This window comes from Streptomyces sp. NPDC048415, from assembly GCF_040651675.1.
In the GTDB taxonomy this organism is placed as follows: domain Bacteria; phylum Actinomycetota; class Actinomycetes; order Streptomycetales; family Streptomycetaceae; genus Streptomyces.
On sequence record NZ_JBEZKJ010000037.1, the window covers coordinates 50,596 to 70,522 of the forward strand.

Consider the following 19,927-nt stretch of genomic DNA (forward strand, 5'->3'; position numbering starts at 1 on the left):
CGTAAATCGACCGTACGGACGTCCCCTTCCCGAACGTCTCTGCAGACACGGAAGTGCCCGGTACCACCATGGGTACCGGGCACTTCGTGCGGGGCCGGAAGGGCCGGACCGCTAGGCGCGGCCTGCTGTCTTCTGCGTCTTGCGGGTGATCGCGTCGATGACGACCGTGGCGAGAAGCACACCACCGGTGATCATGTACTGGACCGGCGAGGCGATGCCCTCCAGGGCGAGGCCGTACTGGATCGAGACGATGACCAGGACACCGAGCAGCGCGTTCCAGGTGCGGCCGCGACCACCGAAGAGGCTGGTGCCACCGATGACGGCCGCCGCGATGGCGTTCATCAGCAGGTCGCCGGCGCCGGCGCCCTGGTTGGCCGAGGCGATCTTCGAGGCGATGAACAGACCGCCGATCGCGGCGAAGGTGCCGGAGATCGCGAAGACCGAGATCCGGACCATCTCCACGTTGATACCGGCACGCCGGGAGGCCTCGACGCTGCCACCGAGCGCGAAGATCTTCCGGCCGTACGAGGTACGGCGCAGCACGAAGTCCGTGAGCAGCAGCACGCCGACGAAGATGACGACGGCCAGCGGCAGGCCCTTGTACTGGTTGTAGATGACCGCCACGGCGAAGGCGATGATCGCCAGCAGCACCGTACGCGCGATGGTCTCGCTCAGCGGCCGGGACGGCACACCGGCGGCCTCACGGCGACGGTTGTCGAGGAAGGAGCTGAGGAAGAACCCGGCGGTCACGACGACCGCGAGGGCGTAGGCGGCGGCCACATCGGTGAAGTAGTAGCTGGTCAGCTTGGCGACGACGCCCTCGCTGTCCAGGTTGATGGTGCCGTTGTCGCCCAGGATCTTGAGCATGAAGCCGTTCCAGAACAGCAGACCGGCCAGCGTGACGGCGAAGGCCGGCACACCGATGCGCGCGAAGACGAACCCGTGGATCGCGCCGGCGACCGTGCCGGTGAGGATGGCCAGCACGAAGGCCAGCCACTCGTTCATGCCGTGCGTGACATTCAGGACCGCGAACGTCGCGCCCGCGACACCGCTGACCGAACCGACCGACAGGTCGATCTCACCGAGCAGCAGCACGAAGACGATGCCGACGGCGATCATGCCCGTGCCGACCATGGCCACGGAGATGTCGGACAGGTTGCCCGCGGTGAGGAAGTTGGAGTTCAGGCTCGCGAAGATCGCCCAGATGATGATCAGACCGATGACGACCGGGATGGATCCCAGGTCGCCGGCCTTCATCTTGCGCTTGAACTCGGTGATGTAGCCCGCGAAGCCCTGCTCGCGGACCAGCAGCCGGGGGTCGACCGCGGTGACCGCCTTGGCGGCCGCCTCGGGGTTCTCCACGAGGTGGTCCTCGGGGGTCGCGGAGGTCTTGTCGATGCTCACTTCTGAGCCTCCCCATTGCTGCGCGCCGCACGACGGGTCACGGCGTTCTCCGTGGCGCCCGTGATGGCGGAGATGATCTCTTCCTGGGAGGTCGACTTGACCTCGAAGACGCCGTTGTTGCGCCCCAGGCGCAGGACGGCGACCTTGTCGGCCACGGCCTTCACGTCAGCCATGTTGTGGCTGATGAGGATCACCGCGTGGCCGCGCTCGCGCAGCCGCTCGACCAGGTCGAGGACCTGGGCGGTCTGCTCGACGCCGAGGGCCGCGGTGGGCTCGTCGAGGATGACGAGCTTGGGCTCGCCGAGCATCGAACGGGCGATCGCCACGGTCTGGCGCTGACCGCCGGAGAGCGAGGCGATCGGGATACGGACACTGGGGATGCGGATGGACAGCGTGTCCAGCAGCTCGCGGGAGCGGCGCTCCATCTCGACCTCGTCCAGGATGCCGCGCTTCTTCACCTCGCGGCCCAGGTAGAGGTTGCCGACGACGTCGATGTTGTCGCACAGCGCGAGGTCCTGGTAGACGGTCGCGATGCCCAGCGCCTGCGCGTCGTGCGGCCTGTTGATCTGGACGGCCTTGCCGTCCCACTCGATGGCGCCCTCATCGATGGGGTGCACGCCGGCGATCGTCTTGACCAGCGTGGACTTTCCGGCGCCGTTGTCGCCCACCAGGGCGACCACTTCACCGGCGTGGACCTCAAGCTCTACGTCGGTGAGCGCCTGAACGGCACCGAATCGCTTGGAGACCCCGCGCAACGCCAGAACAGGCGTAGCGGACACGTGAACCATCTCCTTCGCCGCCTGACCCGGCGGGAGGTTGTGCAGAAGTTTTGGAGGGGGGATGTTCCGTCCGGCGCCCCGCGTAGCTTGCGGGGCTGTTGGATGCGGGGCGCCGGAGGGGCTTTTAGTTCGCAAGCCCCGTACGGGAATTCAAGAGCGAATTCCCGTACGTGGAAAGAGACTTGCGGCGGCTTACTTCAGACCGATCTTGTTGCAGTCGGCCTTGTAGGCGGAGGTGCAGATGTCGTTGACCGTGTAGACGCCGTCCTTGATGACGGTGTCCTTGATGTTGTCCTTCGTCAGCGAGGTGACCGCGACCAGGACCGACGGGATGGCCTTGGTGGTCGGGCTGTCGACCTTGTCCTTGGCGACCGAGTCGAGCGACTTGCCCTGGGCGAGGTCCACGGCCATCTCGGCGGCGGCGTCGGCCTCCGGGGCGTACGGCTTGTAGACGCTCATGTACTGCTCACCGGCGACGATGCGCTGCACACCCGCGAGCTCGGCGTCCTGGCCGGTGACCGGGACCTTGATGCCGGCGGCCTTCAGGGCGGTGATGATACCGCCGGCCATGCCGTCATTGGCGGAGTAGACACCGATGACGTTCTTCTTGCCGAGAGCCGAGATGGCGCCCTCCATGTTGGAGTTGGCGTTCTCCGGCTTCCACTCCTTGGTGTCGTACTCCTTGCCGATGTTCACCTTGCCGTCGAGCACCTCGTGGGCGCCCTTCTTGAACTGCGCGGCGTTCGGGTCGGTGACCGACCCGTTCATCATGACGATCTTGCCGCTCTTGGCCTTGGAGCCGAGGGCCTTGAGGAGGGCCTCGCCCTGGGTCTTGCCGACGGTCTCGTTGTCGAACGAGGTGTACGCGTCGATCGGGCCCTGCGCGAGACGGTCGTAGGCGACGACCGGGATGCCGGCGTCCTTGGCCTTCTGGACCGAGCTCTTGATGGCGGCGGAGTCCACAGCGTCCACGATCAGCACGTCCACCTTGTTGGTGATCATCGTGTCGACCTGCTGGTTCTGCGTGCTGGCGTCCTGCTTGGCGTTGGCGTAGACGACCTTGCCCTTGTTGTTCGTGAGCTCCTTGACCTTCTTCTCGATCAAGGGCTTGTCGAACTTCTCGTACCGCGCGGTCTGGTTCTCGGGAAGGAGCAGACCGACCGTGATGGCGTCGCCCTTCTTGGCAGAGCCGGAGCTGCTGCTCTTGTTGCCGGACTCCTTGGCACTGCCACAGGCGGCCAGCGAAACGGCCATCGCACCAGCGGCAACGGCAACGGCGGCACGACGCATACGCGTGTTCACTTCAGAAACCTCCCTGACGAGGCCGCGTCGTTGCGGCCGAGGTGGCTGGAAGTCAACTCGGCCACACGTGCGGCGTCAAGAAGTAAATACTTAACGAGATGGCAACGGTGCCATGCGTTCTCTAAGTGAAGACAGGGGTGGCCTCAGAAAGCGAGCCGTCCAAAAGGGTCGAATCGCCCATCTCGCTGAGCGCGAGAGCGAGCGCTCCGAGCACCTCCGCACGGCCCCCAAGTGCCCCTGGCAACACCGAGAGTTGACGTGCGGCACTGGGGATCGCATAGCGGCCGACCGACTCCCTGATGGGCCCGAGAACCAGCTCCCCGGCCTCGGCGAGATCGCCACCGAGAACCACCCGGCTCGGGTTCAGCAAATTGCAGAGATTCGCGACTCCGCTGCCGATGTGACGGCCGACGTCGGCGATCACCCGACGGCAGCCCGGATCGCCGTCCCGCGCCAGCCTGACCACGCGTTCCATGGTCAGATCGGTGCCGTGACTGGACTGAAGAAGCGGCAGCACATAGCGCGCTGCCGCAAAGGTCTCCAGACAGCCCCGGTTGCCGCAGCGGCACACGGGGCCTGATTCGTCGAGGGTGATGTGCCCGATTTCTCCCGCCGTGCCACCCGGGCCGCGGTAGATCTTGCCGTCGATCACCAGACCCGCTCCGACACCGCTGGCCACCTTGATGTACGCGAGGTCCTTGACCCCGCGACCGCTCCCCCAGACCATCTCGCCGAGCGCGCCCAGGTTGGCGTCGTTGTCCACGTGCACGGGCACGCCGAGCCGCCCCCGCAGCTCCTCGGCGGGCTTCGCGCCGGTCCAGCCCGGCAGGATGGCGGTGGAGCCGAGCGTGCCCGACTCGACGTCGATCGGGCCGGGTACACCGAGCCCCACGCCCGCGATCTTGGACCGGTCAACCCCGGTTGCCGCGATCAGGCGACTGACCAGCTCTTCCGCGCGGTCGAAGCCCTGCGCGGCGGACGCGTCCACGTCGAGCGGCTCGGACTCCTCGGCCAGCACCTGGTGGGCGAGGTTTCCGACCGCGACGCGCAAATGCGTATGCCCGAAGTCGACGCCGATGACGATGCCGGCGTCCCCGCTCAAGGACACGCTGCGGGCCCTGCGACCGCCCGCCGAAGTGGGTGTGACCTCGACCGTTCCACCGTCCTTTAGCTCCCGGACGATATTGGAAACGGTCGCGGCGGACAGGCCCGTCGCCCTCGCGATCTCCGCCTGCGTGAGCGAACCCGCAAGGCGCACCGCACGTACGACGCGCTCCAGATTGGCTCGGTGCAGCGACGACTGCGACCCCGGAGTCTCCACGACGACCTCCTGCGTACGAGGCCGCCACGATGAGGCCCCGCCTATGTCCAACTAGTGAACTCTAAGCTGAGCCGTTTGGGTTACCTCCCGTCAAGAGGTTGAGCCGTATCCGGCACGGATGAGCACATGCGCGCGGGGCCCGGCCCCCGGCGTAGAGGGGCGTTACTGGTTGCAGGAACGCATGTGCCGTGGCGGCTGCATCTCGGTGTGGCGCTTCGGCCGGTATGTCTGAAGGCCTCCCGGCACGGCGAGCCCGACGATCACGCTTCCGTGGCCCAGGTCACACATGTAGGCCACTTACAAGTTGTCACCTTCTCAGCCGTGAACGATCAAGATCACGCTCCTGATCGTTCACACCTCGTCGCCCTCCCGACTGTCCCCTACGACAAGACGGTCACGGGTCGCATCCGTCCGCCCGCCTGCTGGCCGGGGGCAGCTGCGGGTGCGGTGACAAAAAACCCACGCCGAGCGCGCGCGGTCGCGCACGTTGACCCCGGCGACGACGTCGGCGGGTCCAGCGAGGCCGCACCGGCGACAGCGGACGTAGTCCCGAGTGGACCGGTTGGCCTTCTCGGCGTGGCCACACCGCGGGCAGCGCTGCGAGGTGTGGGGCGGGTCCACCTCCAGGAACGGCACCGGGCCCGTTTCGCCTCGTAGGCGCAGTGCCGGCCGAGCTGGCGGAGCGGCCCGTTTGACCATGCCGATCACGCTAGCCACACGGCCGCACAGATGAACCAACTCCGCACCGCAAGCACCATATTCAGAGACGAACCGACCATACGTTCCCATATAGGACGGAGTTGCCGCGCTGCTACTTGAGGGCGCCCGCCGTCAGCCCCTGCACGACCTGCCGCTGGAAAATGATGTAGGCGGCCAGCACCGGCAGCATCGCCATCACCAGGCCGGCGAACAGACCCGACCAGTCGCCCTTGTATCCCTGGCTGGTCGCCAGCTCGACGAGCCCCTGGGAGAGCACCTTCTTGTCCGGGTCGGTGTTCAGCACAGTGGGAAGCATGTACTGGTTCCACTGCCCCAGGAAGTTGAAGATGCCCACGCTGACGAGACCCGGCTTGGCCATGGGCAGCATGATCTGGAAGAACGTCCTGGTGTGCGAGGCGCCGTCGACGAAGGCCGCTTCGGCGATCGAGGTCGGCAGGGTCCTGAAGAAGGAGGTCAGGAAGAACACCGTGAAGGGCAGCGAGTAGGCGATGTAAACGAGGATCAAGCCCGGCAGGGTGTTCAGCAGCCGCATGTTGTTCAGCACGTAGAACAACGGCACCAGGGCGAGCATGACCGGAAAGCTCATTCCTCCGACGAAGAGGTAGTAGATGAAGCGGTTGCCCGGGAAGTCGAATCGGGCGAGGACGTACGCCGCCATCGATCCGAGAACAAGCGTGCCGACCAGCGAGAACCCCACCACGATCAGCGTGTTGCCGAAGTAGTCGCTCATGTGCGCCTGCGACCAGGCGCGGGACCAGTTCTCGAAGTGGAGCTTGTTCGGCAGCGACCAGGGCGAGCTGAAGATGGAGTCGTCGTCCTTGAAGGACGTCATCACGGCCCATAGCAGCGGCAGGACGACCATAATCGCCCAGATGATGAGGATGCCGTGCGAGAAGGCGTTGAGGACACCGCCCTCGCTGCTCTTCACCTTCTCCGGCGCGGACTTCGTCTTTGTCACCCGAGGGCGGTCCTCGACCGGCTCCACGGACGACGGCGGCGTGTCAGTGGTCTTCATCAGAACTCCAGCCGCTCGCGCCGGCCCAGCCGCATCACGATCGCCGCGAACAGCAGCGTGACGATGAGCAGGGCGACACCGATCGTGGTCGCGTAGGCGGCGTTCGCGTCACGGAACGCCGATTGGTACACGTACAGCGGAAGGACCGTGGTCGAGTAGTCGGGCCCGCCGGGACCCACGGTCATGATCTGTACGGCGGCGAATGCCTCGGCACCGAGGGCCAGGATTCCCATATAGACCCATCCGGACTGCACGGTGTCCCAGAGCAGCGGAAGGGTGATTTTGAAGAAGGTGGTGAACCGGCTGGCGCCGTCGAGGAGAGCGGCCTCGTAGAAGTCCTTCGGGATCGAGGCCATTCCCGCGGAGAACAGAACGACGAAGAACCCGACGGTGCTCCACAGAAGTACGGACATCACACACCAGAGGGCGAGATTCGGGTCACCCAGCCAGTCCGGCTGAACGCTGTCGAGGCCGATGGCCTTCAACGTCCCGTTGATCACCCCGTCGTTGGGGTTGTACGCGAATTGGAAGAGCAGCGCGACGATGGCGATCGACAGCACTTGGGGGAAGAAGTAGGCGATCTTGTAGAAGCCTGATCCGCGCACTCCGGTGATGGCGGCGCCCTTTCGGCGCCGCCCACCGACATTCAGCATGAAGGCGAAGAAGAGTGCGAGGCTCAGCGTCACCAGCGGCAGCAACAGCGCGAACAGCAGACTGTGCTGCAACGACTTCCAGAAGATGTCGTCGTCCAGCATTCTGCTGTAGTTGGCGAAGCCGACCATCTTGAAGTCGGGGCTCAGGCCGGTCCAGTCCGTGAACGAGTAGTAGATCGCCTGGATGAACGGCCAGATCACGAAGATCGCATACAACGCCAAAGGGGTCACCAAAAACCCCACAATGAACCGGTACTTGCCGTGTTGCATGATTACCGACCCCGATCGTTTCGCGGGTGCCGCCGCTGGTGACGTGTGCGCACGTGCCGCTACTGGTGCTTGTAGTGCTTGACGGACTGATCCTTGGCCGCGGCGTCTGCGTAACCCTGGATCTTCTTGATGGCCTCGGCCGGGGTCAGTCGCCCTGCCATCATCTCGCCGAGACCGGAGACTCCGATCTGCTCCTTCTGGAGTTTCACGTACCAGTCCTGGAGCCGCGGGTTGACCACGTTGTCGCCGGCCTTCTCGAGGGCCGCGACACCGGACTTGAGGCCGGGAGTCAGCGTGATGCCCTCGGTCCCGCCGTTGAAGGCGGTCAGCGACTTCACCTGGCTGGTGAAATTCTTCGACGAGGCCTCACTGAGCATGATGCGCAGCTGCTCCATGCCGCCCGTGGGGTTGGCCGCCTTGGCCGGAACGATGAAGGGCTCGCCGCCGGAGGCCCAGATGGTGCCGAACGGCATCTTGTCGGAGCTGTCGAGGCTGGACGGGCCGCTGACGGCCAGGTTGAAGTCCGACGGGATGACGTTCGCGGACTCGTTCTCCACCCAGGAGCCGTTCGGGATGAACAGCGCCTTGCCCTTGGCCCAGGCGGTCTGGGACTGGATGTGGTCGATGCCAGGGGTGCCCTTGAGGATGTAGCCCTTCTTGTAGAGCTCGTAGTACGCCTCGAACGCGGCCTTGACGGCCGGGTCCTTCCACGCGTTCGGCTCCAGGTTGTCAATCTTGTCGAGTACCTCGCGGCCCCCGATCTTCCCGATGAACGGGTAGAGCGAGAAGGGCAGGTAGTACGGGTACTTGCCCGCGTACGTCCAGCCGGCGATGCCCTTCTTCTTCGCCTTGGCACACAGCGCGAGCATGGCGTCCCAGTCCTCGGGGTACGTCGCGTCGAGCTTGTCGAGGGCGGTCTGCGAGTACCAGACGCCGTAGACCGTGTACGCGTAGTACATGATCCAAACCGGGTCTCCGTCGAACTGGCCCATCTCGACGATGCCGGGGCGCAGTGTGTCGCGGACCTTCTTCGACGGGTCGTCGATCGACGGCGCGTCGAGGAGCGGTGTCAGGTCGGTGAGCTGCTTCTTGCCGACGAGGACACCCATGTCCATCTGCTGGGCGCCCGAGTTGTCGATCAGGTCCGGAGGAGTGCCGCCGTTGAACTTGGGCTGCAGCTCGGACTGGATCTTCTGGGTCTTGTGAAAATCGATCTTGACCTTGGGGTACGCCTTCTTGTACTCGGCGTTGGCGTCGGTCGCGTACTTCGTACCGAAACCGCCATCGAAGATGACGACCGAGAGCGAGGCCGTCTCGTTGACGCCCAGCGGGTTCTTCTTGGTCTTCTTGCCGGTCTTGGCCTTGCCCTCCGAGCCGCTGTCGCTGCTCGCACACGCGGAGAGGAAACTCATGGTCGGAACAGCGATCAGGCCGAGTGCCGCCGACCGCTTGATCAGATCACGGCGGCCGACACCCTCGGGGTTGCTGTTCTCGGCGGAAGTGGATCCCATGCTCAAGTCCTCGCCTTCTCCAGGACTCAGGCGGTGAACCGGATCCTCCCCGGCACCGCGGTTAGGTCAAGCTGGGGTCGTGCGTGGGGGATTCAGCGGGACGACACGACGGGAGGTGTATGTGACACGGTCCGTCGTCTCTCGTTTTCCCCCCGGAGTCCTGCCTGTGCACAGCCGTCGAACGACTAGGCGGACGCCGACAGGTATAGTCCACTTCCCGCCAACGGAGCAAGATCGAATGCAGGTTTGCCCATGGGTCTTTTCCGAGTTGAGACCTCGCGGAAATATGGGACGCCCGCACCCCATCCCGGCGAAGATCGACAGGGTGCCAACCTCCCGCATTGGGAGTAATGCGGGCTCGTCGCGTGGTATTCACCCCGGACGCCACACTCAACGCCCTTGACATCACTGACAACTTGACTCCCTACTGGTCCTTGCGCATCGAAGGTGACAACGTTGTCCGGATGCAGGGAGGGTGCTCGCGTATGCAGCAGAGGGCTCGGTACAGACGGAGTTCTTCGGCTCGTCCCAGACCTCGGTCCAGATGGGGTTCTTCAACGGCACTGGGGGTGGCAGCGCTTTCTCTCGTGGTGGCCTCGCAGGGCGTGGCGGTCGCCCTGCCCGCCCAAGCGGCAGCGGCGGACGGGGAGTTCGCCTCCTCGTTCGAATCCGGCGATCCCGCACCGGACTGGCTCAACACGGTTGATACCACTCCAGACGGGGCGAAACGCTCCTCAGGCGTGGACGGCGGTTACAGCACCGGCATCCCCGGCAACGTGATCGATCATGTCACCGATGTCCGCGCCAGCGGCGAGAACACCGGCGCGGGCGAGGTGAAGGAGAACCTCGTCGACGGCGAGCCGAGCACCAAGTGGCTCACCTTCGAGCCCACCGGCTGGGCGGAGTTCGACCTGGACACCCCGGTCAAGGCGGTCACGTACGCGCTTACCTCGGCCAACGACCACGACGAGCGCGACCCCAGGGACTGGACCCTCCAGGGCTCCACCGACGGCAAGGACTGGAAGACCCTCGACACCCGCTCGGGCGAGTCGTTCGGCGAGCGGTTCCAGACGAAGTCGTACGACATCACGAGCCCCGTCGAGTACCAGCACTTCCGGCTCGACGTCAGCAAGAACAACGGCGGCGACATCCTTCAGCTCGCCGACGTCCAGTTCTCGACGGGCCAGAGCGACGATCCGACGCCCAAGGACATGCTCTCGCTGGTGGACCGCGGGCCGAGCGGCTCCCCCACCGCGAAGGCGGGCGCCGGCTTCACGGGCAAGCGGGCCCTGCGCTACGCCGGGACGCACAAGGCGGACGGCCGGGCCTACTCGTACAACAAGGTGTTCGACGTGAACGTGGCCGTCGGGCGCGACACCGAGCTGTCGTACCGCGTCTTCCCGTCGATGGCGGACGGCGACCGGGACTACGACGCCACGAATGTGGCCGTGGACCTGGTTTTCACGGACGGCAGCTCTCTGAGCGACCTCCAGGCCGTGGACCAGCACGGCTTCGCGCTGACACCGCAGGGCCAGGGCGCCGCCAAGGTCCTGTACGTCAACCAGTGGAACAACGTCCTCTCGCGGATCGGTTCGGTCGCGGCCGGCAAGACGGTCGACCGCGTCCTGCTCGCGTACGACTCCCCGAGGGGGCCGGCGAAGTTCCGTGGCTGGCTCGATGACGTCTCGCTGAAGACGGCCGCTCCCGAGAAGCCCAAGGCGCATCTGTCCGACTACGCGCTGACGACACGCGGCACCAACTCCAGCAGCGGCTTCTCGCGGGGCAACAACTTCCCCGCGACGGCGCTCCCGCACGGCTTCAACTTCTGGACGCCGGTGACCAACGCGGGCTCGCTCAGTTGGCTGTACGACTACGCCCGCGCGAACAACTCGGACAATCTGCCCACCATTCAGGCGTTCAGCGCGAGCCATGAGCCGAGCCCCTGGATGGGTGACCGGCAGACCTTCCAGGTGATGCCGTCGGCCGCGTCCGGCACCCCGGACACCGGCCGCACCGCCCGCGAGCTCGCCTTCCGGCACGAGAACGAGACCGCGCGCCCCTACTACTACGGGGTGACCTTCGAGAACGGCCTCAAGGCGGAGATGGCGCCGACGGACCACGCGGCTTCGTTGCGGTTCACCTATCCCGGCGACGACGCGAGCGTGCTCTTCGACAACGTGACGGAGCAGGCGGGGCTGACGCTCGACAAGGAGAACGCGACCGTCACGGGCTACTCGGATGTGAAGTCCGGGCTGTCGACGGGTGCGACCCGGCTCTTCGTGTACGGGGTGTTCGACGCGCCGGTGACCGACGGGGGCTCGTCGGGGGTCAAGGGGTACTTGAAATTCAAAGCGGGCTCCGACCACACCGTCACCCTGCGCCTCGCCACCTCGCTCATCAGTGTCGACCAGGCCAAGGACAACCTGCGCCAGGAGATCCCCGACGGCACCTCCTTCGGGACGGTCGAGGCGCGGGCCCAGCGGCAGTGGGACAGCCTGTTCGGCAAGGTCGAGGTGGAGGGTGCGACCCCGGACCAGCTGACGACGCTGTACTCCAGCATGTACCGGCTGTACCTCTACCCCAACTCCGGTTTCGAGAAGGTCGGTTCGAAGGACCAGTACGCCTCGCCGTTCTCGCCGATGCCGGGTCCCGACACTCCCACCCACACCGGCGCCAAGATCGTCGACGGCAAGGTGTACGTCAACAATGGCTTCTGGGACACCTATCGGACGACCTGGCCGGCGTACTCGTTCCTGACTCCCAGTCAGGCAGGCGAGATGGTCGACGGGTTCGTGCAGCAGTACAAGGACGGCGGCTGGACCTCGCGCTGGTCCTCGCCCGGGTACGCGGACCTGATGACGGGCACGTCGTCGGACGTGGCATTCGCGGACGCGTATGTGAAGGGGGTCGACTTCGACGCGGAGTCGGCGTACGACGCGGCACTGAAGAACGCCACGGTCGTCCCGCCGACATCGGGCGTGGGCCGCAAGGGCATGTCGACCTCCCCCTTCCTGGGCTACACGAGCACCGCCACGGACGAGGGTCTGTCGTGGGCCATGGAGGGGTACGTCAACGACTACGGCATCGCTCAGATGGGCCGGGCGCTCTACAAGAAGACCGGCAAGAAGCGCTACAAGGAGGAGTCGGCGTACTTCCTCAACCGCGCCCAGGACTATGTGAGCCTCTTCGACCCGAAGGCCGGTTTCTTCCAGGGCCGTGACGCGAAGGGCGACTGGCGGGTCGAGTCCTCGAAGTACGACCCGCGGGTGTGGGGCTACGACTACACGGAGACCAACGGCTGGGGCTACGCGTTCACCGCGCCGCAGGACTCCCGGGGCCTCGCCAACCTGTACGGCGGCCGCGGCGCCCTGGCTCAGAAGCTCGACACATACTTCGCGACGCCCGAGACGGCCTCGCCGGACTTCGTGGGCTCCTACGGCGGTGTCATCCATGAGATGACCGAGGCCCGTGACGTACGGCTGGGCATGTACGGGCACTCCAACCAGGTGGCCCACCACGTGAACTACATGTACGACGCGGCGGGCGAGCCCTGGAAGACGCAGAAGAACGTCCGCGAGGTCCTCTCCCGTCTCTACACCGGCAGCGAGATCGGGCAGGGCTACCACGGCGACGAGGACAACGGCGAGCAGTCGGCCTGGTACCTCTTCTCCTCGCTCGGCTTCTACCCGCTGGTGATGGGCAGCGGCGAATACGCCGTCGGCTCCCCGCTCTTCACCAAAGCGACGGTCCATCTGGAGAACGGCAAGGACCTGGTCGTCAAGGCGCCGAAGAACAGCGCGAAGAACGTGTACGTGCAGGGTCTGCGGGTCAACGGCAAGAAGTGGACGTCGACTTCACTGCCGCACTCGCTCATCTCCCGTGGTGGCGTCCTGGAGTTCGACATGGGATCCCAGCCGTCCTCGTGGGGCTCCGGCAAGAACGCGGCGCCCGCGTCGATCACCCAGGACGACAAGGTGCCCTCGCCGCGCACGGACGCCCTCAAGGGGGAGGGAGCGCTCTTCGACAACACGTCGGCGACGGACGCGACGGTCACGTCCACCGACCTGCCGATCGGCTCGGAGACCAAGGCGGTTCAGTACACCCTGACGTCGTCCTCGGACCACACCAAGGCTCCGACCGGCTGGGTCCTCCAGGGCTCCTCCGACGGAAGCCAGTGGACCGACCTCGACAAGCGCTCCGGCGAGTCCTTCCCCTGGGACAAGCAGACCCGGGCGTTCACGGTCGCGGACCCGGGCTCGTACGCGCACTACCGCCTGGTCCTCGACGCTGAGGCGACGCTCGCGGAGGTGGAACTGCTGGCCTGACGGATACCCCCCACGGGAGAGGGGCGGGCTCGGAGGAAACTCCGGGCCCGCCCCGCGTTCATGGGTGGGGTTCAGCTCACCGCGAGAGTGAACACATGCAGGTCCGTGTTGTCCGCCAGGCGCACGCTCTTGATGGCCTTGCCCGACGGGGCCTGGAAGGGCTTGGTGGCGAAGACGTAGGTCGCCACCAGGTCCTTGTCGGCGCCCGCGACATTGCGGTACGCGGTCTTGGCGACGGTCTCGTTGCCGAACTGGACGGTGCCGCCTCCGCCGCCGACGGTCCAGTCGGTGAAGGAGAGGTCGATGGAGTCGGTGGAGCCGTCGGTGTAGGTGACGGTCGCCTTGGTCCGCTGGTCGCCGTTGACCGCGCTGCCGATGAAGGACAACCGGGTTGCCGGATCCGTGAGTTCGATGGTCTGGGAGGTTGCGGAGGCGTTGTCGGGGCGGCCGGACGGGGAGTCGGGCCAGGTGTAGGTGAGGCCGTCCACGGTGCCCTGCTTTCCGGGGGGCAGGCCGGCGTCGGCGAGGGCCTGGCGGGAGTAGCTCCAGCCGCCGCCGTCGTAGTCGGCCTCGTCGTGGTCGCCGGTGTCGTCCGAGACGCCGGTGTTGTTGTAGGCGGCGAGGAGGGAGCCGGGGGCGGCGACGGTGAGGGCCACCGGTTGCGCGTACGACGTGTCGGCCGACGTCACCGTGACCTTGACGTCGTGGAAGCCCTGCCGGGCGTCGTCGGCGGCCGACAGGGTGATCCGCTGCGTGCCGTCGGTCACCGTGCCCTCGGCGGGCGTGGCTGTCACGCCGTCCGGTGCGTCCACCTGGAAGCGGACCTCGGGCCCGGCGCCGCCGCTCAGGGCGAGGGCGCGGATGTCGAGGTGGGTGGTGCCGCCGGGGGCGAGAGTGGCCGTGGTCGGGCCCACGCCGATCTGGTACGGCTGCTCGCCCTCGCGGAAGGAGCGCGGTGCCGCCGCCTCGGAGCTGCCCCACTGCTGGTCGGGGGTGCCGCCCAGGGTGTAGTCGAGTGTGCCGCCCTCGCGCACGAAGGAGGCGGGGAGCCACGGGCGGTCGCCGGCACGTCCGTTAACCTTGAGGGACTGGATGTAAGGAGCGTCTGGGGCCGCGCCCTTGGCCCGGATCTGGATGTCGGCGCCGTGCGGGCGCTCGATCTCGACCGTCGGGAACAGCGGTGACGCCAGGGTGAGTTCGGCGCGGGAGGGCACCTGGGGGTACATGCCGAGGGCGGAGAAGACGTACCAGGACGACATGGCGCCGAGGTCGTCGTTCCCGGGGATGCCGCCCGGCTGCGTCGACCACAACTGGTTCATCGCCGCGCGGACGGTCGCTTGCGTCTTGTAGGGAGCGCCCGCGTAGTCGTAGAGGTATGGCACGTTGATCGACGGTTCGTTGTCCAGCTCGGACTTGTCGCCGCCGCTGCCCGTGAAGGCCCAGCTGCCGTCGGCGTTGTGGAAGAAGGCGTCCAGGCGGTCGAGGGCCTTGTCACGGCCGCCCATGGCCGCGAAGAGCCCGGCCGGGTCGTGCTGCACCATCCAGGTGTACTGGGCCGCCGTACCCTCGACGAAGCCGTTGCCGGTCGCCGGGGTGAAGCCGGTGACCCAGCTGCCGTCCGCCTTGCGGTTGGCGATGTAGCCGCCGCTCGCGTCGGCAGCGATGTTGAAGTTGTTCTGCCACCACTGGGAGCGGCGGGCGAACTCGGCGGCCGTCTGCTTCTCGCCTGCCGCCAGGGCGAGTTGGGAGAGGGCGAAGTCCGCGCCTGACATTTCGAGCGTCTCTGCGGCGCCGCCCCACGCGTTGGACACGGACGGCATGTAGTGCTGCTTGAGGTACTTGTCGAGCGACGGCCGCTGGCCCACCGACAGGACGGGCTTGCCCGCCGACGAGAGGTCCTGCTCCGTCGGCACCGTCGCCGCCTTGACCAGCGAGTCCAAAGCGCCACGCAGATCGAAGTCCGTGCCGCCGAAGGCCCGGATGCCCGCGAGCGCTGCCGCTGACGGGTCGCCGTTCATGACGTGCGTGCCGCTCGCGCCGTGCAGCCAGCGGTCCCAGACTCCCCCGTTCTGCCGGGCGAGTTCCAGCAGCGACTGCGCGATGTCGGAGCCGGTGTCCGGGTTGAGGAGGGTGAGCAGCTGGACCTGGGAGCGGTAGACGTCCCAGCCGGAGAAAGTGCCGTACTGCGCCTGGTGGCCCCGGCTGACGACATGGACTTTGTCGTCAGGGCCTCTGTACCTGCGGTCGGCGTCACTGATGACGTTCGGGTGCAGAAGGGCGTGATAGAGCGCGGTGTAGAAGGTGGTGCGCGCCTCGTCCGTGCCGCCGCCGACCCGGATGGCACCGAGCCGGTCGCGCCAGGCGCGGTGCGCGGCGTCCTGGACGGAGGCGAAGGAACGGGACGGCGGGTTCTCGGTGGTGAGGTTGGCTTCGGCGCCCGCCTGACTGACGTACGAGATACCGACCTTGACGTTCACGGGGTCGGCCCCGGGCTCGAACTCCACATAGCCGCCCGCGCCCTTGCCCGCGACGGGCCGTCCGCCCTGCCCGAATCCGCCGGTGCCCCCGCTCGCCTCCGTGGTCCCCGGGCTGAGCCTGTCGTCCTGCCAGGTGCCGGTCGACTTGAAGTCACGGTCGAAGCGGGCGGTGAAGTAGAGGGTGTAGTAGGCGCGTCGGCCCTCCGGGTCGAGGTAGCCGCAGAAGTTCCCGGAGGTGACGGAGCCGGAGACCGTGCGGGTCGCCGGGTCGATCCTCAGGGATGAATCCGTCGAGCCGACCTCGGAGTTGGCGGTGCGGATCAGCAGCGAGGCGGCCTTGTCGGCCGGGTAGGTGAAGCGGCCCGAGCCGGTGCGCGCGGTCGCCGTGAGATCGGCGGTGACGCCCGAGGCCAGTGCGACCTTGTAGTGCCCGGGCTCCGCGCTCTCGTCAGCGTGCGCGAAGTCGGCCGCGTACACGGCGTCCTTCGTGTCGCTCGCCGGGGAGGAGGTGACCTCGCCGGCGTACGGGAAGAAGGGGATGTCGCCGCTGCCGCCCGCGCATCCCGTGCCGGACATATGGGTGAGGCTGAAACCCCGGATGCGCGTGGCGTCGTACTGGTAGCCGCCCGGCGCGGCCGTGCGGGTGGCATCGCCGCGGGTGTTCTCCGGGCTCCAGGAGAGCATGCCGAAGGGCACGACCGCGCCCGGGAAGACATTGCCGCCGCCCTTGGTGCCGATGAGCGGATCGACGTAGGCGGTGGGGTCCCGGAGCAGGTCGGGTGGTGCCGCGGTGGCTGCCACCGCGGGGGTGATCCCACCGGCCGCCAGGGCGACGGCCAGCAGGACGGATGACGGACGGAAACGCATGACGCGGCCCCTCCTTCTCGGACGGGTCGCGCACCACAGGTCGCACAAGCCGCAGGGACAGTAACGTGCGCCACGGGTACCACGGAAGACCGCGTACGGCGCGGAAGGCACGCGCGAAAGATCACCCGGCTGGGCCAACTGGCTTGACATCGTTGTCCGTTGAGGCGGTAGAGTCATGTACAGACCATTCGACAACGTTGTCGCACACCACGACCATCACAAGCCACGCTCCCCCCAGACTCTCGGCTTCGTTCGAGCACCAGGGGGACTCCACACCCGGACCGGGGCCTCCCCCGACCCCGTCCGGGCTCGCGGACCGGGTGCGCACGTACCGCCACCCGGTCCGCACCGAGCTCCCAACCCACCTGGCGAGCGACAGTGGTTGACGGGTCGTCACCGCTGCCCTGGACGACGTATCCGAAGGTTGGCGCTCTTCCCCGGATCAAGCGCCCCGTTCCAGTCGGCGTTGCGGCACCCATCACATCCTGGCCGTCATGCGTCGCGTTGCCGTTCCACAGGCTGGCGACCGACTGCCCGCCCGGCCGCGTCCAGTCGACCGTCCAGCACCAGGCGCCGCGTCCCGCACGTTCGCGCGCGTCGTGCCGCACTGTCGGATGCCACCCGAACCGGTGTGCCTCGGAACCTCGCGGGTGCTTGATCCCTCTTTTTGTGAAAGGGGTAGGTATCACGCGAGTTCGGGGAGGGGGAACCGGTGCGGGACTCCGAGGCGGGTAAGGATCGTGAGGGCGGCGCCACTTCTGCCGACCCCGAGAGCGGGGTCGGGCGCGTCCTGGGGGCGGCCGCGTTCGCAAATCTGCTGATCGGGCTGGTCGGGATCGTCCCGGCCCTGTGTGTGCGGTGGCTGCTGACCAAGTTCCCGTCCGCCGACTGCGGCGGTGCCTCCAGCTGTCACGGGGGGACACCCGACAACCCGCTCGGCATGATCACCGGCGCCGTGCTGGGCGGCGGGTTCGTCGTCGGAATGGTTTTGGTGGTGGACCTTTTGATGCCCCGCCAGGAGGGCAGCCCTGTGGGACCGTGGCTCGGCATGGCGCTGCTCGTCCCCGCGCCCTTTGTGGTGGGCCACGCGGTGGGCTGGTTTTGAGGACGGGGCCGGAGGAACTGGACCGATGCCGACCTCTCTGGATCACTGGCGCCCCCGGAGAGATAGCGCCCACCTCGTCGAGCGGTTGAACCTCGCCCCGCGCCGCCCCGGCTACGACTCCGGGATGGCCTCGGCCGAGGGTCTTGCCCTACGAAGAGCCCGCGCCGCCGGCCATGCGCTGCGGCGACGGACCCTTCCGCGAGACGTTCACCTTCCGCTCCGAGGGGAGACGGCGTCTTGCCTCAGGCCCGGGCAGCCGGTGTGACGTCTCCTGCGACCCGAGCTACCGGCATGACGTCCACTCCGGCCGGAGCCGTCGGCGTGAGGGCCTCGGCCGTCGGCAGGTCGACGGTGAACTCCGTGCGGCCCGGGGCGCTTTCGGCGTGGATACGGCCGCCGTGGGCCGCCGTGATCGCCGCGACGATGGCGAGACCGAGACCCGAACCACCGTGTTCGGCGGAGACGCGGGAGCGGGAGGCGTCGGCTCGGGTGAAACGTTCGAAGACCCTGGGCAGGAGGGTGGGCGGAATGCCGGGACCGTCGTCGCGTACCCGGATCCGGCAGTATGCGTCGGTGGCTTCCACCGAGGTGACGACCGTGGTGCCAACAGGCGTATGCACACGGGCGTTGGCCAACAGGTTGGCCACCACCTGACGCAGCCGGGCCTCGTCACCGACGACCAGAGCCGGGGAGTCCAGGAGCAGCGCCAGCTGCCAGGTGTGCCCCTCCCCCGCGGCCCGCGCGTCCCACACCGCCTCGGTGACCAGCGCCGCCAGGTCCACCTCCGCCGACTGCAACGGCCGCCCCTCGTCGAGCCGGGCGAGCAGCAGCAGATCCTCGACCAGCCCCGTCATCCGCGCCGACTCGGCGGACACCCGCCGCCACGCGAACGTCGGTTCGACCTTCTCGATGCCCCGGTTCATCAGTTCCGCGTATCCGGCGATGGACGCGAGCGGCGTACGCAGTTCATGGCTGGCGTCGGCCAGGAAGCGGCGCGTGCGTTCCTCGCTGCGGCGCATCTCCTCCTCGCCGCGCCGGCGTTCCGCGAGCGAGCTCTCGACGTGGTCGATCATGCGGTTGAGCGCGGCGCCGACCTGACCGGCCTCGCTGCCGGGGTCGGTGTCGCGCTCGGGTACCCGCGTGAGGCCGATGACCTCGCCGTGCCCCAGCGGTGAGCGTGACACCTCGACGGCCGTGGCGGCGACCCGGCCGAGCGGGCGCAGTTGACGCCGGATGACCGCCGCGCAGACGCAGCCCGCGAGCGTGAGACCGGCGGCCGCCACCACGCCCTCGACCACCACCAAGCCGCTGATCATGTCTTGTACGTCGTCCATCGGGAGAGCGGTGAGCACGGGGCGCCCTCCGCCCTCGAGAGCGGTGGCCCGGTAGGTGCCGAGGCCGGGAACCGTCCGGGTGTGCAGCGAGCCATCGGCGTCGATGCCGGTGAGCGCGGAGCGCTGGGCGGCGGCGAGATCGCGCAGCCCGCCTGAGTGGGTGACCACCTTGGCGGCGAGGATGTGCCCGTTCCTGTCGAGCCTGGCGGCGATGGTGCCGATGGGCTGGCCCTGCTCGTTGAGGAAGGCCAGATCCGTTTCGACGTCCGGCCCGACCTGAACCCCGCCCTGGCTGCGCGCGGCGGCGTCGCCGACCCGATGGTCGAGGTCGTCGAGCAGATAGGCGCGCTGTGCGAAGACCGTGGTGAGAGCCATGACCGCGCATACGGCGACGAGCGCGGCGCTGATGAAGACGAGGAGCCGCGTCCGCAGGGAGCGCCCGCGCAGCCGGGTCCACAGGGCTCGTTTGGCCCGTGCCCCGGTCATCTCCCCGCCTCCGGCGGCCTGTTGACGTACCCCGCCCCGTGCACCGTGTGCATCATGGGCGCCGGGTCTTTGCCGGTCTTCCGGCGCGGGCTGGAGACGTGGAGCCGGACGAGCGTACCGTCGCGGTGCGCCTCGCGGGAGTCCCGGGTCGGGGCGAGATCGCCGAGGACCAGCGCCGACCCGTCAGGACAGGGCCGCGGGGCCGCCTCCGTGACGTCGACGGTCACCACACGGACGCGGCCGACTCGGATCCCAGAAGTGCCAGACATGTAGCAATCGTGTCGCGGTCCGCTGAGGGAACCCTGTGTTCCATCTGAGCTCTGCCCATGCACTTGGCCGCCGGGCACGCGTCCCGCAG

Annotated in this window: 14 protein-coding genes; 2 read left to right on the plus strand and 12 right to left on the minus strand. The window is 67.5% G+C overall.

Annotated elements, in window-relative coordinates; all coding sequences use genetic code 11:
- Positions 1–111: 111 nt before the first annotated feature.
- The 8 genes from AB0D27_RS23815 to ngcE all read right to left on the minus strand — a co-directional run bounded on the left by AB0D27_RS23815 (position 112) and on the right by ngcE (position 8,975).
- Positions 112–1,404: a sugar ABC transporter permease gene (locus tag AB0D27_RS23815; protein WP_362512135.1), complete on the minus strand. Its 1,293-nt coding sequence runs from the start codon at positions 1,402–1,404 to the stop codon at positions 112–114.
- Positions 1,401–2,192: an ATP-binding cassette domain-containing protein gene (locus AB0D27_RS23820; protein ID WP_362512138.1), complete on the minus strand. Its 792-nt coding sequence runs from the start codon at positions 2,190–2,192 to the stop codon at positions 1,401–1,403. Before AB0D27_RS23820 ends, AB0D27_RS23815 begins: the two co-directional genes overlap by 4 nt.
- Positions 2,193–2,375: 183 nt before the next feature.
- A complete protein-coding gene (locus AB0D27_RS23825) occupies positions 2,376–3,473 on the minus strand; it encodes a sugar ABC transporter substrate-binding protein (protein WP_362512194.1) in 1,098 nt (365 codons plus the stop codon).
- Between the two features lie 133 nt (positions 3,474–3,606).
- Complete coding sequence (locus AB0D27_RS23830) at positions 3,607–4,806, minus strand: ROK family transcriptional regulator (RefSeq protein WP_362512141.1); 1,200 nt, start codon at positions 4,804–4,806, stop codon at positions 3,607–3,609.
- 351 nt (positions 4,807–5,157) lie between these two features.
- Positions 5,158–5,595 carry a zinc ribbon domain-containing protein gene (locus AB0D27_RS23835; RefSeq protein WP_362512144.1) on the minus strand — a complete coding sequence of 146 codons (438 nt, stop codon included), beginning with the start codon at positions 5,593–5,595 and terminating at the stop codon, positions 5,158–5,160.
- Positions 5,596–5,617: 22 nt separating this feature from the next.
- Entirely contained in the window at positions 5,618–6,541 is a 924-nt protein-coding gene (locus AB0D27_RS23840) for a carbohydrate ABC transporter permease (RefSeq protein WP_362512147.1), read from the minus strand.
- A complete protein-coding gene (locus tag AB0D27_RS23845; RefSeq protein WP_362512150.1) occupies positions 6,541–7,464 on the minus strand; it encodes a sugar ABC transporter permease in 924 nt (307 codons plus the stop codon). The genes AB0D27_RS23840 and AB0D27_RS23845 overlap by 1 nt, the downstream gene beginning before the upstream one ends.
- A 59-nt stretch (positions 7,465–7,523) precedes the next feature.
- Positions 7,524–8,975 carry an N-acetylglucosamine/diacetylchitobiose ABC transporter substrate-binding protein gene (gene ngcE / locus AB0D27_RS23850; protein WP_362512153.1) on the minus strand — a complete coding sequence of 484 codons (1,452 nt, stop codon included), beginning with the start codon at positions 8,973–8,975 and terminating at the stop codon, positions 7,524–7,526.
- Positions 8,976–9,460: 485 nt separating this feature from the next.
- Here ngcE and AB0D27_RS23855 point away from each other — a divergent pair, with 485 nt between their 5' ends.
- The gene (locus tag AB0D27_RS23855) at positions 9,461–13,300 is read left to right on the plus strand and encodes a GH92 family glycosyl hydrolase (RefSeq protein ID WP_362512156.1); all 3,840 of its coding nucleotides are present in this window, start codon (positions 9,461–9,463) and stop codon (positions 13,298–13,300) included.
- A gap of 71 nt (positions 13,301–13,371) precedes the next feature.
- Here AB0D27_RS23855 and AB0D27_RS23860 read toward each other — a convergent pair whose 3' ends face one another.
- Positions 13,372–16,644, minus strand: a complete 3,273-nt coding sequence (locus tag AB0D27_RS23860) for a GH92 family glycosyl hydrolase (protein WP_362512159.1) — start codon at positions 16,642–16,644, stop codon at positions 13,372–13,374.
- Positions 16,645–16,817: 173 nt separating this feature from the next.
- Positions 16,818–17,333 carry a cellulose binding domain-containing protein gene (locus AB0D27_RS23865; RefSeq protein WP_362512162.1) on the minus strand — a complete coding sequence of 172 codons (516 nt, stop codon included), beginning with the start codon at positions 17,331–17,333 and terminating at the stop codon, positions 16,818–16,820.
- A gap of 23 nt (positions 17,334–17,356) precedes the next feature.
- On the opposite strand from AB0D27_RS23865, the gene AB0D27_RS23870 reads away from it, so the two are divergent.
- Positions 17,357–17,749 (plus strand): hypothetical protein, encoded by a 393-nt coding sequence (locus AB0D27_RS23870; RefSeq protein WP_362512165.1) that lies wholly within the window; start codon positions 17,357–17,359, stop codon positions 17,747–17,749.
- Positions 17,750–17,991: 242 nt separating this feature from the next.
- On the opposite strand, the gene AB0D27_RS23875 is transcribed toward AB0D27_RS23870, so the two are convergent.
- Together AB0D27_RS23875 and AB0D27_RS23880 are read right to left on the minus strand one after the other, a co-directional pair.
- A complete protein-coding gene (locus AB0D27_RS23875; RefSeq protein WP_362512168.1) occupies positions 17,992–19,569 on the minus strand; it encodes an ATP-binding protein in 1,578 nt (525 codons plus the stop codon).
- Entirely contained in the window at positions 19,566–19,838 is a 273-nt protein-coding gene (locus AB0D27_RS23880) for a hypothetical protein (protein ID WP_362512171.1), read from the minus strand. The genes AB0D27_RS23875 and AB0D27_RS23880 overlap by 4 nt, the downstream gene beginning before the upstream one ends.
- Between the last annotated feature and the right edge of the window lie 89 nt (positions 19,839–19,927).

Bases quoted from the DNA above. Each gene is read 5' to 3' on its own strand.
- AB0D27_RS23840 (WP_362512147.1), bottom strand. From the start codon at position 6,541: ATGAAGACCACTGACACGCCGCCGTCGTCCGTGGAGCCGGTCGAGGAC.
- AB0D27_RS23855 (WP_362512156.1), top strand. From the start codon at position 9,461: ATGCAGCAGAGGGCTCGGTACAGACGGAGTTCTTCGGCTCGTCCCAGA.
- AB0D27_RS23860 (WP_362512159.1), bottom strand. From the start codon at position 16,644: ATGCGTTTCCGTCCGTCATCCGTCCTGCTGGCCGTCGCCCTGGCGGCC.
- AB0D27_RS23825 (WP_362512194.1), bottom strand. From the start codon at position 3,473: ATGCGTCGTGCCGCCGTTGCCGTTGCCGCTGGTGCGATGGCCGTTTCG.
- AB0D27_RS23845 (WP_362512150.1), bottom strand. From the start codon at position 7,464: ATGCAACACGGCAAGTACCGGTTCATTGTGGGGTTTTTGGTGACCCCT.
- ngcE (WP_362512153.1), bottom strand. From the start codon at position 8,975: ATGGGATCCACTTCCGCCGAGAACAGCAACCCCGAGGGTGTCGGCCGC.
- AB0D27_RS23875 (WP_362512168.1), bottom strand. From the start codon at position 19,569: ATGACCGGGGCACGGGCCAAACGAGCCCTGTGGACCCGGCTGCGCGGG.
- AB0D27_RS23835 (WP_362512144.1), bottom strand. From the start codon at position 5,595: ATGGGAACGTATGGTCGGTTCGTCTCTGAATATGGTGCTTGCGGTGCG.
- AB0D27_RS23820 (WP_362512138.1), bottom strand. From the start codon at position 2,192: ATGGTTCACGTGTCCGCTACGCCTGTTCTGGCGTTGCGCGGGGTCTCC.
- AB0D27_RS23880 (WP_362512171.1), bottom strand. From the start codon at position 19,838: ATGTCTGGCACTTCTGGGATCCGAGTCGGCCGCGTCCGTGTGGTGACC.